This window comes from Tsuneonella rigui (assembly GCF_003958625.1).
Taxonomy (GTDB): domain Bacteria; phylum Pseudomonadota; class Alphaproteobacteria; order Sphingomonadales; family Sphingomonadaceae; genus Tsuneonella; species Tsuneonella rigui.
Genome location: NZ_RSEL01000007.1, coordinates 35,432 through 51,422 on the forward strand (window position 1 = coordinate 35,432; position 15,991 = coordinate 51,422).

Sequence of the window (15,991 nt, forward strand, 5' to 3'; positions counted from 1 at the left end):
CTTCCTCAGGCCAGCTTCTTGGCGGCAGCGGTTTTGGGCGGGGAGGGCGGGGCGACCGCGATACCGAGCGCATCGGCGACCAGCGCCGCCTGCTGTTTCTCGTGCCGCTTGGCGAACCCGGTGGCAGGCGAGGCGGCGGCGTCACGTCCGGCATAGCGAGGGCGCATACCTTTGTGCCCGGCGGCAGCGAGCGCTTCCTCGATCCTGCTCTCGACGAAGAACCACGCGCCGTTGTTCTTGGGCTCTTCCTGGCACCAGATCACTTCCTCGAGCCCGGTCATGCGTTCCAGGCGGATCGCGAGCGGTTCGCTGGGGAAGGGGTAGAGCTGCTCGATCCGCAGGATCGACACGTTGTCCACTCCCCCTTCCTCGCGCTTGGTCATCAGGTCGTAGGCGACCTTGCCGCTGCACAGCACCAGGCGGCGCACCTTCTCGTCGGCGATTTCCATCCGGTCGGACAGGATGCGCTTGAAGTGGCTCGCGGAGATGAACTCGTCGGCGCTGCTCTTGGCCATCGGATGCCGCAGCAGCGACTTCGGCGTCATGATCACCAGAGGCTTGCGGAACGGCCGCAGCATTTGCCGGCGCAGGACGTGGAAGTAGTTCGCCGGCGAGGTGATGTTGCACACCTGCAGGTTGTCGTCCGCGCAGAGCTGCAGGAAGCGCTCGAGCCGCGCGCTCGAGTGCTCGGGCCCCTGGCCCTCGTAGCCATGCGGCAGCAGCATCACGAGTCCGTTGGCGCGCAGCCACTTTGCTTCGCCCGCGGCGATGAACTGGTCGATGATGATCTGTGCGCCGTTGGCGAAGTCGCCGAACTGGGCTTCCCACAGCACTAAGCTCTTGGGATCGGCCATCGCGAACCCGTACTCGAAGCCGAGCACGCCGTATTCTGACAGCGGGCTGTCGTAGACCTCGAACTTGCCGTGCGGCAGCTGGCACAGCGGGATGTACTTGTGCTCGTCCTTCTGGTCGATCCACACCGCGTGCCGCTGGCTGAAGGTACCGCGGCCGGAGTCCTGGCCCGACAGGCGCACGCCGTGGCCTTCGGTCACCAGGCTGCCGAACGCGAGCGCTTCGGCGGTGGCCCAGTCGAAACCTTCGCCGCTGACGAACATCTCGCGCTTGGCGTCGAGCACGCGGCCGAGCGTCTTGTGGATCGTCAGCCCATCGGGGACGGTGGTGAGCGTGCGGCCGAGGCTGTCGAACAGCTTCTTGGGGATCGCGGTGTCGACGTTGCGGCGCGCTTCCTCGTCCTCGGCGGGCTTGCTGAGGCCGGCCCAGCGGCCGCCGAACCAGTCGGCCTCGTTGGCGCGATAGTCGGCCGCGCCGGCGAATTCCTCGTCGAGGTGAGCGTTGAACTCAGCCGCCATCGCATCGGTATCGCCCGGCTTGGTCACGCCTTCGCGCTGCAGGCGGGTGTCGTAGAGCACGCTGACCTTGGGGTGTTGCCGAATCGCGGCATACATCAGCGGCTGGGTGAAGCTCGGCTCGTCGCCCTCATTGTGGCCGAAGCGGCGGTAGCACCACATGTCGATGACGATGTCGCGCTTGAACTGCTGGCGGAACTCGATCGCCAGCTTGCAGGCAAAGGTCACCGCTTCGGGATCATCGCCGTTAACGTGGAGGATCGGCGCCTGGACGCCCTTGGCGACGTCCGATGGGTAGGGCGAGGAACGCGCGAACTGCGGGCTGGTGGTGAAGCCGATCTGGTTATTGATTACGAAGTGGATGCAACCGCCGACGTTGTACCCGCGCACACCGGAAAAGCCGAAGCACTCCCACACGATGCCCTGGCCCGCGAACGCCGCGTCGCCGTGGATCAGCACGGGCAGCACCTGCTCGTGCTTGTCGAGGTCGCCGCGCACCGCCTGCTGCGCGCGGGTCTTGCCGAGTACGACCGGGTCCGCCGCCTCGAGGTGGCTGGGGTTCGGCACAAGGCTCATGTGCACTTTGATGCCGTCGAACTCGCGGTCGGTGCTGGTGCCGAGGTGGTATTTCACGTCGCCCGAGCCGCCGACATCCTCGGGGTTGGCACTGCCGCCGGAGAACTCGTGGAAGATCACGCGGTACGGCTTGGCCATCACATTCGCGAGCACGTTGAGGCGGCCGCGGTGGGCCATGCCGTAAACGATCTCGCGCACACCGAGCGCGCCGCCGTACTTGATCACGCCCTCGAGCGCCGGGATCATCGCCTCGCCGCCGTCGAGGCCGAAGCGCTTCGTGCCGACGTATTTCTTGCCGAGGAACGCCTCGTACTGCTCGCCGCGGATGACCGCCGAGAGGATCGCGCGCTTGCCTTCGGGGGTGAAGGTGATGACCTTGTCCGGCCCCTCGATGCGATCCTGGATGAAGCGCCGCTCCTCCACGTCCGCGATGTGCATGTATTCGAAGCCGACGTGGCCGCAATAGTTCTTGCGCAGGATGCGCACGAGCTCCGACATCGTGGTCCATTCGAGGCCCAGCGTGCCGCCGACGTAGAGCGGGCGTTCGAGCGCCGCGCCGGTGAAGCCGTGGTACTCGGGCGTCAGATCGGCGGGCAACTCGCGGTGGCTGAGGCCGAGCGGGTCGAGCTCCGACGCCAGGTGCCCGCGCACTCGGTAGGTGCGCACCAGCATCATCGCCCGGATCGAGTCCCCGGCGGCCTGCTCGATCGACGCCGCGTCCATCGCCTTGCCGGCCTTCGCGGCGGCGGCCTTCACAGCCAGCGTCATCGCCGTGGGATCGAGCGCCTGGGTGAGCTCGTCCTCGCTCTCGCCGCCGACCAGCGGCCAGCGCGCGTTGGCCCAGGACGGTCCCGGCTGCGGATCGTCGGGGAGGAAATCGTGTGCTTCGTTACCCATCGGGTCTGCCTACCTTGGTCAGGTAATGCCCCAACTGGCCCGGCGCTCCCGGGGAGGAGACGCGCCGAGGCTCAGCTCAGGCGAGTTCCTTCAGCAACGCGTCGAGCGTGGTGCCGAGCTCGGCGGGGGAGGGCGAGACCTTGATCCCGGCCGCTTCCATCGCCGCGATCTTGTCTTCCGCGCCGCCCTTGCCGCCCGAGACGATCGCGCCGGCGTGGCCCATGCGGCGGCCCGGAGGGGCGGTGCGCCCGGCGATGAAACCGACCACCGGCTTCTTCCACCCGCGCTTGGCCTCGTCGGCGAGGAACTGTGCGGCTTCCTCTTCCGCGCTGCCGCCGATCTCGCCGATCATGATGATCGACTTGGTCTCGTCGTCCTTGAGAAACAGCTCGAGCACGTCGATGAAGTTGGTCCCGTTGACCGGATCGCCGCCGATGCCGACCGCGGTGGTCTGGCCGAGGCCAACCATCGTCGTCTGGTGCACTGCTTCATAGGTTAACGTGCCCGAGCGGCTGACGACGCCGACCGAGCCCTTCTTGAAGATCGAGCCCGGCATGATGCCTATCTTGCACTCGCCGGGCGTCAGCACGCCGGGGCAGTTCGGGCCGATCAACCGCGACTTGCTACCGCTGAGCGCGCGCTTCACCCGAACCATGTCGAGCACCGGAATGCCCTCGGTGATGCAGACGATCAGCTCCATCTCGGCATCGATCGCCTCGAGGATCGAGTCCGCGGCGAACGGCGGCGGCACGTAGATGCAACTGGCGGTCGCGCCGGTCGCTTTCTTGGCTTCGATCACCGTGTCGTACACCGGCAGCCCGATGTGCGTGGTCCCGCCTTTGCCCGGGGTGACGCCGGCGACCATCTGGGTGCCGTAGTCGAGCGCCTGCTGCGTGTGGAACGTGCCGGTATCGCCGGTCATTCCTTGCGTGATGACCTTGGTGCTCTTGTCGACGAGGATGCTCACGCGAGGTCTCCGTCGAGGTTTTTGCACGCCACCAGCAGCTCCTCGACCGCGTCGGTCGAGGTCTTGAGGTTGGCCGTTTCCTCGTCGTTGAGCTTGATCTCGACGACTTCCTCGATGCCGTTCGCGCCGATCACCGCGGGAACGCCGACGTAGAGGCCGTTGAGGCCGTACTTGCCATCGACGTAAGCGGCGACCGGGAGGATGCGCTTCTGGTCGCCGAGGTAGGCTTCGGCCATCGCGATGGCGCTGGTAGCCGGTGCGTAATAGGCGCTACCGGTCTTGAGCAGGCCGACGATCTCGCCGCCGCCGCCGCGGGTGCGCTTGACGATCTCGTCCATCTTCTCTTTCGATGACTTGCCCATCGCGACGAGGTCGTCGACCGGGATGCCGCTGATGGTGGTGTAGCTGGTGACCGGCACCATCGTGTCGCCGTGGCCGCCGAGCACGAACGCGTTGACGTCCTTCACCGACACGCCGAATTCCCATGCCAGGAAGGTCGCGAAACGCGCGCTGTCGAGCACGCCCGCCATACCGACAACCTTGTTGTGCGGCAGGCCGGAGAATTCGCGCAGCGCCCAGACCATCGCGTCGAGCGGGTTGGTGATGCAGATCACGAACGCATCGGGGCAGTTGGCCTTGATGCCTTCGCCGACCGCCTTCATCACCTTGAGGTTGATGCCGAGGAGGTCGTCACGGCTCATGCCCGGCTTGCGCGGGACGCCCGCGGTGACGATCACCACGTCCGAACCGGCGAGGTCAGCGTAATCGTTGGTGCCGGTGATCTTCGCGTCGAAGCCCTCGATCGGGCCGCACTGCGACAGGTCGAGCGCTTTGCCCTGGGGAATGCCCTCGGCGATGTCGAACAGGACGATGTCGCCCAGTTCCTTCTTTGCGGCGAGGTGGGCGAGGGTGCCGCCGATCATCCCGGCGCCGACGAGCGCGATCTTCTTGCGAGCCATCTAGGAACTGATCCTTCCGTCGCGCGGGAACGGCCGTGAAGGCGTGCAACCCCGTCCCGCGGGCGGGGGCGGCCCGAATTCGAGGCGGACCTAGGCGCGGGGAAGGACGATTGCAACCGGCAAACCGGTGTGGACCTTCAACTATCTTTGCAATTAGTTCGCAATTGCAAAGACGCGGGTCGATTGCCAGGTTTTGCTGGCAATAGTTCCTTATCCGCTGGCGCGCATGCCGACTGGAGAGCGTTCCTGGGCCAGCAACATCGCCGCCAGGTAATCCGGAACCGCGCGGCTGAAATAGTATCCCTGACCGAGCGTGCAGCCGCTCGCGCGTACGGCGCGGACCTGGTCGACCGTCTCCAAGCCCTCGGCGACGATCTCCATGTCGAGGCGGGCGCCCATCTCGGCCACCGCGCGGATGATTGCTTCGCTCTTCCGGCCGACGTTAGGGCCCGAGACGAAGCTGCGGTCGACCTTGATCTTGCTGAACGGGAATTTGTTGATCGAGCCGAGCGACGAATAGCCCGTGCCGAAATCGTCGAGCGCGAATTGCACGCCCGCGCCCGACAGCTCGTTGATGAAATTGGCGGTCGCCTGGTCGTCGTCGAGAAACAGCCGTTCGGTGACTTCGAGCTCGAGCCGTGAGGGATCGAGGCCCGCCTCGCGCAGTGCCGACAGAATGCCGAGCGCGGCGCCGGGCGCCTTGATCTGCAGCGGCGAGAGGTTGACCGCCAGCGTCACGTCGTCGGGCCAGTGCACCGCGGTGCGCGCCGCCTGCGCGGTGATCCAGTTGCCGAGCGTGACGATCACGCCCGTCTCTTCCGCCACCGGAATGAACTCGTCGGGCTTGAGCTCGCCTTTTTCGGGATGGAACCAGCGGACCAGCGCCTCGAACGTGCGGATGCGCCCGCTTTCCAGGTCGACGATCGGCTGGAAGAAGATCGACAGCTCGTCGCGCTGGATGGCCGCGCGCAGTTCCGCCTCGATCTCGCGGCGGCGCATCAGGTTGCGGCTCATCGAATGCTCGAAGAACCGGCTGTGGTTCTTGCCGCCGATCTTAGCGTGATAGAGCGCCAGGTCCGCCGCCTGCATCAGCGAATCCGCGTCGGCGCCATCCTCGGGCAGGATGGCGATACCCATCGAGCAGGGTACCTCGAGCCGCTCGTCGTCGATCCGCAGCGGGCGTGTGACGTGATCCAGCACGCGTCCCGCGAGCCGCTCGCACTCGGGCCGGCTGGCGACGTGGCAAAACATGATGAACTCGTCGCCGCCAAAACGCGCCATGGTCGCGCCCTCGGGTGCGCTTTCGCGCAGGCGGCGGGCGACTTCGGCCAGCACGCGGTCGCCGACTGGGTGCCCCAGGATGTCGTTGACCTCCTTGAACCGGTCGAGATCGAGCCAGAACAGCGCGAGCAGTTTTCCCTTGGGCGGGACGAGCAGCTTCTCGCCCATTGCATGGTTGAGGCCGGCGCGGTTGAACAGTCCGGTGACGACGTCGGTCCGGGCTAGCAGCTGCATCTTCTCGGCCAGCTGAGCGCTCGTCTCAGCCGCGCCGATCGCGCCGCGCAGGGTCGCGAAGAGGTGTTGCACGATCGACGCCATCGCACCGACTAGCAGAAGTATCGAGATCGCCAGGCTCACGTGAGCGATCGTCCCGACCCAGAGGCCCGCTGCCGTGAGCGGGAGGGCGGACACCGACAACTGGCCAAGCGCAATCGCCGGTCGCCCCGCGTTCCGAGCGCATACGCCAACCCCGTAGGCGATCGCGTTGACGAGCGTGAGCGCTTGGACGCCCGGTGGAGACTCGAACACGATGGCAAGCGCGGCGAACAGGCCGAGCGTCAGCGCGTATGATACTGCGCCGAGGGCGTACAACCGTTCGAGGTTGTGCGTGCTGAACCGCGGATCGTCCGGGGACACCGAGACTGACAGCCACACCCGTCCTGCCGCAATCATGGCAAGAATGACGCAGGCGTAGTCAAGGATAACCACGCCGGTCACCAGCGCGGCGATACCCGAGGAGACCACCCCGACCAGCAGTCCAATCGCCATGCTGACCGGCTGCGTGTAGAGCGATTGCACAAGCGTGCGGCGCACGCGTTCGTCCAGCGGATCACGCCGGCCGAATTTTCTTCCGATCAGGCGCAACCGGCGGATCGCATAGCTCATTGCCATAAGCCCGTCCTAGATCGGACAGGTCACCGGACGGTTAACGCGATGGTTACCTAGAATACGTGGCAGGTTGAATGTCTTGTGCGCTCATTTCGCGCTTGAGCCTTGCGCCCTGCCGCCGGTCGAATGCGCTGCAGATATCTATCCAAGCTTCCGCACCGGAGCGGTCTCCGGTGGCCAACGCGCGCTCTGCCTCGTCCCGCGCGGCGCGTGCGGCGTTCAGGCCGTGATTGGCAAAATGCTGGAGCGCTGCCCGCAGCAGCTGGCTGTCATCATTGCCGTCATCGTTTGCGGCAGTTGAAATCGCCGGCTTCACGAACGCGCGCACTAGAGGCGACCGGGCGGGGGTGCGGGCCGGGGCAAACCTGACGGTCATTGGGGAATGTCCTGCGATTGACGAACAGGCGCTCTACGCCGCGCGCGCCTAACGCTTGGTTCGGCGACAAGGTTACGCGGTTGTTGACGATACGAACGCGGTCAGGCGTCGGCGGTCACTAGCGCCCTCTCAGCGTCGCGCCGCTCCCGTTCGAAGCGCAGGCAATCGAAGATCTTGGCGCCGGCCAGGAAGACCGAACCGGTCGCGGCAAGGAACAGCATCTTGCCGCTCCAACCCGGAAACTGGTGGAGATAGACCGAGCCGCGCTCGATTGCGCCCAATGCCAGGGCGTAGATGATCAGGCACGCCTCGAACTTGGTCTTGATGACGAAGAGGCGCTTGATCTTTTGCAGCATGGTTCTCGCGGACATTCTTAACGTCACGAGGAGCAAATGCCGTGCCAGCCACGGTCTTGTGCGCCTCGCGAAGGTTAACGATACGGCGAGTGTAAACGAGCGCGACGCGCGGTCCAGCGCGTTAACCGAGTTCTTCGAGCTCCAGCACGTCGAGCAGTGCTTGGCGTGCGGTGACAACGCTCTGCGCGAGCGTGTCGCGGCCCAAATCCACAGGATCGATCTGCTCCGGCCAAGCCCTTGCGATCAGCTGCTCGAGGCGGTCGGCGTGCACCTCGTCGAGCAGGAACCGCGGATCGACCGTCGCCGGATCGGCAACCACGCGCAGGCGCAGGCAGGCCGGGCCGCCGCCGTTCGCCATCGACTGCCGCACGTCGACCGGGAGCACCCGCCGAATGGGTCCGTTGCCCGCAAGCATTGCGTCAAGCCAGGATGAGACCGCCGGGCTCTCGGTGCACTCGGAGGGGACGATGAGCGCCATTTCGCCCTCTGGGAGGGTGACCAACTGAGCGTTGAACAGGTACGTTCTTACTGCCTCGGCCAAGGTCACGGCCGACGACGGGACCTCGACCACTTCCAACTGTGGAAAAGCCGCGCGGATTGCGTCGTGGGCCTGCGCCTGGTCGGCGAACGCCTCCGCGTGCGTGAACAGGACGCGGCCGTTTGCCACTGCGACGACATCGTTATGAAACGCGCCGGCGGCGATCGCGGCGGGATTTTGTTCGATAAAGACGGTGCGTGCAGGGTCGAGTCCGTGAAGCCGCGCCACCGCCCGACTCGCCTGCTCGTGCTGGCGGGCGGGGAAAGGGCCGCCGGGGCGCCCGTAAACGAACACCTCGACGCCCGGACCGCCGTGCTCTTCGCACAGGCGCATGTGGTTGGCCGCGCCCTCATCGCCGAAGCTGGACGGCACCGGCTCGTGCAGGGCGAAGTGGGCACTGTCGGCGAACGCGAGCGCCAGCTGGCGCGCGGTGTCGGGCCATTCCTGCGCGCGGTGCGGCATCGTCACCAGATTGGCCGGGGTGAGGTGGCAGCGCCCATCGAGCGTATCGGGCGCGGGGCTGACGGTCGCGGCGTTGGCGGTCCACATCGACGACGCGGACCATGCCGCGGCGGTCAGTGCTCGTTCGGTGTGGGCGTCCGCACCGAGCCGCGCGAGGTAATTCGGATTGGGCCGCGGCAGCGGCACGAAGAACCCTTGCGGCAACCCCAGCGCCAGGTTGTGACGCATCTTCGCGAGGCCTTGGAGGGCTGCAGCACGCGGGTAGCTGACATCGCCCGAATGCGCCGTCGCGGCGAGGTTGCCGAGGCTGAGCCCGGCGTAGTTGTGACTCGGCCCAACGATGCCGTCGAAGTTGATTTCGGTCAGCATGGCGAGCTCAGCGCAAGACGCTCCAGACCTCGTCGCCCACGCTCACTCCCAGGAGCGCTGCGGAGCGATGGTCGATTTCGACCGAGCCGTCGGGCAGGGTGTCGCGCATCCCGAAGGCCGCTCGGAAGTTGCCCAGCGTGCCGGTCGCGAGCAGCGCGCGGTCGCCGATGTCGAGGTTCACGCTGGTGACCGTCCCGGGGCGCGCCTCGCGCACCGAGCGCACGTCGTCGGTCCGCGCGGTCATGGTCGGGCCGCCATCGAAGATGTCGACGTAGCCGTCATGCCGGAACCCTTCGTCCTCCAGCATTCGCATGGCCGCGCGGCCGGTCGGATGCGGCATGCCGATCGCGCTGCGCGCCTCGTCGTCGAGCATCGCGACATAGACCGGGTGCTTGGGCATCAGGTCGGCGATGAACTGGTTGCCGTTGATGGCGTTGAAATAGTCCGCCTCCTGAAAGGTCATCCCGAAGAAGCGTCCGGCGACCCCGTCCCAGAACGGCGATCCGCCGCGCGCGTCGATGATCCCGCGCAGCTCCGCCAGGATGCGATCGGCGAAGCGTTCGCGGTGCATCGCGATGAACAGGTAGCGGCTGCGCGCCAGCAGCAGCCCAAGGCCGCCGGCGCGCTCGTTGGGGTGCAGGAACAGGCCGCCCACTTCGCTCGAGCCTTCGAGGTCGGTCACCAGGCTCAGGAGATCGGCGCGGACCGTCCGCTCCAACTCCTGCGAATGCTGAGTCAGCGTGTTCAACCGGTAGGAGTAGAACGGCCAGCGCTGGCCGACCTGGCTCATGAGCTGGCAGGTCCCGCGCACGTCGCCGGTCTCGGCATTTTCCAGCACCAGCACGAATTGCTCATCAGCGATGCTGTCCTCGCTGCGCTCGAAGGCCGCTTCGGCCCGCTCCAGCTTGGCCGCGAGCGCCTTGCGGTCGGCGGGCAGGTTGGTGAACCCGCCGCCGGTGAGCTTGGCCATCTCGTACATCGGTTCCAGGTCGCGTGGGTGCGCGGCGCGCAGGCGGAAGCTCAAGCAAGGTCTCCGGAAGCAAGGCGGTTGAGAACCAGCGCCGACAGCGCCGCGCGCTCGGCTAAGCTGGAAATGATCATGAATTCGTCGGGCGAATGGATCGCGCCGCCGCGCACACCCATCGTGTCGACCACGGGGACGCCGCAGGCGGCGATGTTGTTGCCGTCGCACACCCCGCCCGAAGGCTGCCAGCCAATCTCCTGGCCAAGCGCTCGGCCGCAATCGCGCACGAGGTCGAACAGCCTCTGCGCTTGTTCGTCGACCGGCTTGGGAGGACGGGTAATGCCGCCATGCAATGCCAGCGCAAGGTCGTGGCGCGTCTCAACGTCGGCAAGCAAAGCGTTGAGATCGCGCTCGAATTGAAGCGCGGCTTCGGTGCTCTTGGGGCGAATGTTGAAGCGCAGCACCGCGTGATCGGGCACCACGTTGTTGGCCGATCCGCCCTCGATCCTGGCCGGGTTCACCGACAGAGCGGCGTGCCCGAGCGCCTTCAGCCGCACCGCCAGATCCGCCGCCGCGACGATCGAATTGCGCCCCTCATCGGGATTGCGGCCGGCGTGTGCGGACCGCCCGCTGACGACCACGCTGTAGTTGCCGCTCCCGCCTCGCGCGTAGGCGAGGGTGCCGTCGGGCAGGGCGGACGGCTCGTACGTCAAAGCGGCGTGCTTGCCCTGCGCCAGTTCGGCGATCAGCGCGGCGGAGGAAAGCGAACCAGTCTCCTCGTCCGAGTTGATCATGACGTCATAGCCGATCGCACCCGCGCCTTCGCTCTCCTCGAACGCTTGGAGGGCGTGCAGGATCACCGCGATGCCGCCCTTCATGTCCGCGAGGCCGGGGCCGTTGAGAGTGTCGGCGTCGACCTGTCGTTGCTGTTGAAACGGGTGATCGGCAGGAAAGACCGTATCCATGTGGCCGGTCAGCAGAACCCGTCGATCCGCATCGGGCCGCACGCGCAGGACCAGATGTTGACCGTGCTCCTTCTCGACTTCCCGGCCAGCGGCATCGACGGCGGTGACCGAGGCTGCCTCCACCAGCGCGACTTCCCCGGGCAGCGAGGAGAACGCGTTCGCAAGACGGTTCGCCTGCTCGGCAAGCCCGTCGAGATTGCCCGTCCCGGTGTTGATCGCGCTCCACGCGGTGGCCTGTTCGAGCATTGCCTCGGCATCGATCGAAGCGGCGAGATGGTCGGCCAGTCGTTTCATCTGCAACCGCTCCTAGCCGCCCCGCCGCCGCCGTCCAACCCCGGTAACCCATGTTGCATTGCGGTGCGCGCTTGGCCATAGGCGCCGCTCGCTTCCTCCCCGGACGACAGGCTAACCAAGGCGCGCGCCGATTCTCGGGCGCGGCCGCATGACGCGCGAGGGACGATGAGCGAGTATCAGGACAAGGCCGGGTTGCAGGTCGACGGTGCGTTGGCGGCGTTCGTCGAAGGCGAAGTACTGGCGCCGCTCGGGATTGCGGCCGAGGCGTTCTGGCGTAACTTCGCGGGGCTGCTCGAGCGCTTTGTCCCGGTCAACCGTGCGCTCCTCGCCAAGCGCGACGACCTCCAGCGGCAGATCGACGACTGGCACCGCGAGCGGCGTGGCCAGCGGCACGATGCCGACGCCTATTGCCGTTTCCTGGAGGACATCGGCTACCTCGTGCCGGAGCCGGGCGAATTCACCATCGCAACCGAGAACGTCGACGCGGAGATCGCGACGATGGCGGGTCCGCAGCTGGTGGTGCCGGTGCTCAACGCGCGCTTTCTCCTCAACGCGGCGAATGCGCGGTGGGGCAGCCTCTACGATGCGTTCTACGGCACCGATGCGCTCGACGCGCCCGCGGCCCGCCCCGGCGGCTACGACCGCCAGCGCGGTGCGGCCGTCATCGCGGCGGCGCGGGCCTTCCTCGACGAAGCGCTGCCCCTGGCCGACGGCAGGAGCTGGAACGGACTGACGGGGCCGGATGACATCGCGCTCGCCGATCCGGCCCAATATGTCGGCGAGACCACTCGCGGCCGGATGTTCGTCAACAACGGCCTGCATGTCGAGGTCCTGTTCGATCCCGCGAGCCCGGTGGGCCGCGACGATCCGGCGGGTATCTCCGACGTGGTGCTCGAAAGCGCGCTGACTACGATCGTCGATCTCGAGGATTCGGTCGCCGCGATCGATGCGGCGGACAAGCTCGCCGCCTATCGCAACTGGCTGGGCGTGATCCGCGGCGATCTGGAGGACACATTCGACAAGGGCGGGCGCCAGATGACCCGGCGTCTCAACGACGACGTCCGTGTGGGCGAGAGGACGCTGCCCGGCCGCAGCCTGTTGTTCGTCCGCAACGTCGGCCATCTGATGACCAATCCGGCGATCCGCCTGCCCGATGGCTCGGAGATTCCGGAGGGGATCATGGACGCGGTCATCACCAGCGCGATCGGCGCGCATGACGTGCGCGGGCTGGGGCAGTGGAAGAACAGCCGCACCGGCTCGATCTACATCGTCAAGCCCAAGCAACATGGGCCTGAAGAATGCTCCTTTACCAATGACTTGTTCGGCGCGGTTGAGGATCTGCTCGAACTGCCGCGGCACACGATCAAGGTCGGCGTTATGGATGAGGAACGCCGCACCAGCGCCAACCTGGGCGCCTGCATTGCGGCGGTGAAGGACCGCATCGTGTTCATCAACACCGGCTTCCTCGATCGCACCGGCGATGAGATCCACACCTCGATGCAAGCGGGGCCCATGATCCGCAAGGCGGAGATGAAGAGCAGTGTCTGGCTGCAGGCCTACGAGGCGCGCAACGTTGCGATCGGCCTAAGGCACGGCCTCTCGGGCCGCGCCCAGATCGGCAAGGGCATGTGGGCTGCGCCGGACATGATGCGCGACATGATGGCGCAGAAGATCGGCCACCTGCAGGCGGGTGCCAACACCGCGTGGGTGCCGTCGCCCACCGCCGCGACGCTGCACGCGCTGCATTATCACAAGCTCGACGTGTTCGCCCGGCAGAAGGAGCTGGGCGAGGCACCCGGGCTCGACAAGCTGCTGCAAATCCCGCTCGCCCAAGGCACCAACTGGTCGGACGACGAGGTGCGCGAGGAGCTCGACAACAACGCGCAGGGGCTGCTCGGCTATGTCGTGCGCTGGATCGACGCCGGGGTCGGGTGTTCCAAGGTGCCCGATATTCATGACGTCGGCTTGATGGAGGACCGCGCGACGCTGCGCATCAGTTCGCAGCACATGGCCAACTGGCTGCTCCACGGCGTCTGCACCCGCGAGCAGGTGATGGACTCGCTACGGCGCATGGCGGCCAAGGTCGATGCGCAGAACGCCGGTGACCCAGAATACGTGCCGTTGGTGGGCAACGAAGACGGACCGGCATTCCGGGCAGCGCTCGATCTTGTGTTCAAGGGAGTTGAGCAGCCGAGCGGTTACACCGAGCCTCTGCTCCATGGCTGGCGGCAGCGCGCTAAGGGGTGATCGAAGCGACGCGTCAATTTTGCGCTATTCAAGCGCGACAGACGGGGTAGATTGCCCCGTCTGACTCGTCAGGCCGATCTCCAACATCGGCTTGGCAAGTCCGAGTGAGCTGTCGGCTTCGGCGCGTGACGTGGAAACCAACAGCTCGTTCGGGGCGCGCTAGGTCGGGCGCTAGAACATAAGTAGACTAGCGCGCCATCGCCGAAGAAATGGTTACGAGCGGGTCGCTCGGAGAAACCGTCATGCCCGGATCAATCAAGGACCAGATCGCTGCCGCCAACGAAACCGTGCCGAAGATTTCGGCCGATGAGGCGCGGCGGTTGATGACAGAAGAGGGCGCACTGCTCGTCGATGTGCGGGATGCGTCGGAACTGGCGGGAACGGGCAAGCTGGCGGGGGCCACCAATGTCTCGCGCGGTATGCTGGAGTTTCGCGCGGACAGCGCAACTCCTTACCACAATTCCGAATTCCGGACCGACCGGCCGATCGTCCTCTACTGCGCCTCAGGTGGGCGCAGCGCATTGTCGGGCCGGGCGCTGCAAGCTTTGGGTTACACCGACGTGCACAACCTCGGCGCTTTCAAGGATGCGGCCGAAGCCGGTTTTCCGACCGAGCCCGCCTAGCGCCTCGTTGCGACGAGCGCCCGCGCGACGCACACGAATTCGGTCACGCTCAACGTTTCTGCGCGCCGCTGCGGATCGATGCCGACTGTCTCCAACGCGTCCAGTGCGCCCGGCATGCCCTTGAGGCTTTGGCGGAGCATCTTGCGGCGTTGGCCGAAGGCAGCCTCGGTCAGGCGTTCCAGGGTACGGGCAGAGACGCCGTCGGCCATTGCCGTCGGTTCGAGGTGGACCACCGCGCTCATCACCTTGGGGGGAGGCGTAAAGGCACTCCGGTGGACCTTCATCGCCAGCCTCGCGCTGCTGCGCCATTGGGCGAGCACCGCGAGGCGGCCGTAGGCGTCCGTCCCGGCCTGAGCGACGATCCGCTGGGCGACCTCGAGCTGAAACATCAGTGTCAGGCTGGTCCAACGGGGCGGCCACTGCTGTCCGCTCAGCCAGCGCACCAGCAGCGCAGTGCCGACGTTGTACGGTAGGTTGGCCACCACTGCGTAGGGCTCACACATCAGCTTGTCGTGATCGAGCTTCATCGCGTCGCCCTCGATCACGCGGAGCTGGCCGGGGAAAGCCTCCTCCAGCTCGGCGAGCGCGGGGAGGCAGCGGCGGTCCATCTCGATCGCCGTGACCCTCGCGCCGGCCCGCAACAGGGCGCGGGTCAGGCCGCCGGGGCCTGGACCGATTTCGAGCACCGCCTTGTTTGCTAGATCGCCAGGGATCGCGGCGATCCGGTCTAGTAGTTGCTCGTCGAACAGGAAGTTCTGCCCCAGCGCCTTCGACGCACTGAGACCGTGACGCGCGATCACTTCGCGCAATGGGGGCAGCGTCACGCCGATGCCCGCCGGGCCGCGCATTCGCCGGCCATTCTGAGCGCAGCGATCGTCGCGCCCGCGCTCGCGCGCCCGGTGCCCGCGATGCCGAACGCGGTTCCGTGGTCCGGACTGGTGCGCACGATCGGGAGGCCCAGCGTGACGTTCACGCCGCTGTCGAAGTCGAGCGCCTTGAGCGGAATCAGCGCCTGGTCGTGGTACATGCACAGCGCTACGTCGTAATCCGCGCGGGCGTGCGGAGCGAACAGCGCGTCGGCGGGATGCGGACCGGTCGCGTCGATTCCCTCGGCCTGAAGCGCCGCGATCGCCGGACCGACGATGCGCGCTTCCTCATCGCCCATCCGCCCATCCTCGCCCGCGTGCGGGTTGAGCGCGGCGACCGCGATACGCGGCCGAGTAATGCCGAAGTCGCGCCGCAGCGCCTCCGCCGCGATGCGTGCGCGGCGGCGGATCAGGTCGACCGAGATCGCGCCGGGCACATTCGCCAGCGCTACGTGCACGGTGAGTGGAATGGTGCGGAGCTGGGGCCCCGCGAGCATCATCACCGCGTCCTGCGCCGCGATCCCGCAGGCGTGGGCGACGAACTCGGTCTGGCCGGGGTAGTGAAAGCCGACATCGGCTAGCCGGGACTTGGCGATCGGACCGGTGACGAGCCCACCCGCTTCGCAGGCAACTGCCAGCTCGGTGGCGCGCTCGAGGGACGCGAGCGCCAACGCCGCCCCGTCAGCATCGGGTTCGCCTGGGCGCCACGGGCCGTCAAGGGTGCCGAGGATGGGAAGGGCGCGGGGAAAGACAGCGGCGGCTTCCGCCAGCGACGCGATCGGTTCGATCGGCAGTTCGATCCCGCGCGATGCCGCTGCGGCGGCGAGCAATCGCACCCCGCCCACAACCGCGAACGGCTGCAGGCCCGCCCGCTCGCGCTCCGCCCACGCGGCCGCCAGCAGCTCAGGCCCCACGCCGGCAGGATCGCCGAGCGAGGCGACCAGCGGCGCCGGAGGGGGAGAGTTCGCTTCGCTCATCCCGTTCTCACAGGCGAGC

13 protein-coding genes are annotated in these 15,991 nt (G+C 66.9%); 2 read left to right on the plus strand and 11 right to left on the minus strand.

Annotation, left to right across the window (positions count from 1 at the left end):
• Positions 1-5 precede the first annotated feature (5 nt).
• The 9 genes from ELY12_RS03495 to ELY12_RS03535 form a co-directional block, all read right to left on the minus strand.
• Positions 6-2,840: a 2-oxoglutarate dehydrogenase E1 component gene (locus ELY12_RS03495; RefSeq protein WP_126175326.1), complete on the minus strand. Its 2,835-nt coding sequence runs from the start codon at positions 2,838-2,840 to the stop codon at positions 6-8.
• A 76-nt stretch (positions 2,841-2,916) separates the two neighbouring features.
• Positions 2,917-3,807 (minus strand): succinate--CoA ligase subunit alpha, encoded by an 891-nt coding sequence (gene sucD, locus ELY12_RS03500; RefSeq protein ID WP_126175327.1) that lies wholly within the window; start codon positions 3,805-3,807, stop codon positions 2,917-2,919.
• On the minus strand, positions 3,804-4,766 hold the full coding sequence (mdh, locus tag ELY12_RS03505) for a malate dehydrogenase (RefSeq protein WP_126175328.1): 963 nt from the start codon (positions 4,764-4,766) through the stop codon (positions 3,804-3,806). The genes sucD and mdh overlap by 4 nt, the downstream gene beginning before the upstream one ends.
• 210 nt (positions 4,767-4,976) lie before the next feature.
• Positions 4,977-6,938, minus strand: a complete 1,962-nt coding sequence (locus ELY12_RS03510; protein WP_241229707.1) for a putative bifunctional diguanylate cyclase/phosphodiesterase — start codon at positions 6,936-6,938, stop codon at positions 4,977-4,979.
• Between the two features lie 46 nt (positions 6,939-6,984).
• Positions 6,985-7,263: a hypothetical protein gene (locus tag ELY12_RS03515; protein ID WP_206435759.1), complete on the minus strand. Its 279-nt coding sequence runs from the start codon at positions 7,261-7,263 to the stop codon at positions 6,985-6,987.
• 149 nt (positions 7,264-7,412) lie between these two features.
• A complete protein-coding gene (locus tag ELY12_RS03520) occupies positions 7,413-7,667 on the minus strand; it encodes a hypothetical protein (RefSeq protein WP_126175329.1) in 255 nt (84 codons plus the stop codon).
• Positions 7,668-7,788: 121 nt separating this feature from the next.
• A complete protein-coding gene (locus ELY12_RS03525) occupies positions 7,789-9,036 on the minus strand; it encodes an N-succinylarginine dihydrolase (protein ID WP_126175330.1) in 1,248 nt (415 codons plus the stop codon).
• 7 nt (positions 9,037-9,043) lie between these two features.
• Positions 9,044-10,060, minus strand: coding sequence for an arginine N-succinyltransferase (locus tag ELY12_RS03530; protein ID WP_126175331.1), 1,017 nt, complete (start codon positions 10,058-10,060; stop codon positions 9,044-9,046).
• Complete coding sequence (locus tag ELY12_RS03535; protein WP_126175332.1) at positions 10,057-11,259, minus strand: hydrolase; 1,203 nt, start codon at positions 11,257-11,259, stop codon at positions 10,057-10,059. Before ELY12_RS03535 ends, ELY12_RS03530 begins: the two co-directional genes overlap by 4 nt.
• A 165-nt stretch (positions 11,260-11,424) precedes the next feature.
• Here ELY12_RS03535 and ELY12_RS03540 point away from each other — a divergent pair, with 165 nt between their 5' ends.
• Positions 11,425-13,506: a malate synthase G gene (locus ELY12_RS03540; protein ID WP_126175333.1), complete on the plus strand. Its 2,082-nt coding sequence runs from the start codon at positions 11,425-11,427 to the stop codon at positions 13,504-13,506.
• A gap of 242 nt (positions 13,507-13,748) precedes the next feature.
• Positions 13,749-14,129: a rhodanese-like domain-containing protein gene (locus ELY12_RS03545; protein WP_126175334.1), complete on the plus strand. Its 381-nt coding sequence runs from the start codon at positions 13,749-13,751 to the stop codon at positions 14,127-14,129.
• Here ELY12_RS03545 and rsmA read toward each other — a convergent pair.
• Positions 14,126-14,977 carry a 16S rRNA (adenine(1518)-N(6)/adenine(1519)-N(6))-dimethyltransferase RsmA gene (gene rsmA, locus ELY12_RS03550; RefSeq protein ID WP_126175335.1) on the minus strand — a complete coding sequence of 284 codons (852 nt, stop codon included), beginning with the start codon at positions 14,975-14,977 and terminating at the stop codon, positions 14,126-14,128. The two genes, ELY12_RS03545 and rsmA, sit on opposite strands and share 4 nt — an antisense overlap.
• On the minus strand, positions 14,950-15,972 hold the full coding sequence (pdxA, locus tag ELY12_RS03555; RefSeq protein ID WP_126175336.1) for a 4-hydroxythreonine-4-phosphate dehydrogenase PdxA: 1,023 nt from the start codon (positions 15,970-15,972) through the stop codon (positions 14,950-14,952). Before pdxA ends, rsmA begins: the two co-directional genes overlap by 28 nt.
• Positions 15,973-15,991 lie beyond the last annotated feature (19 nt).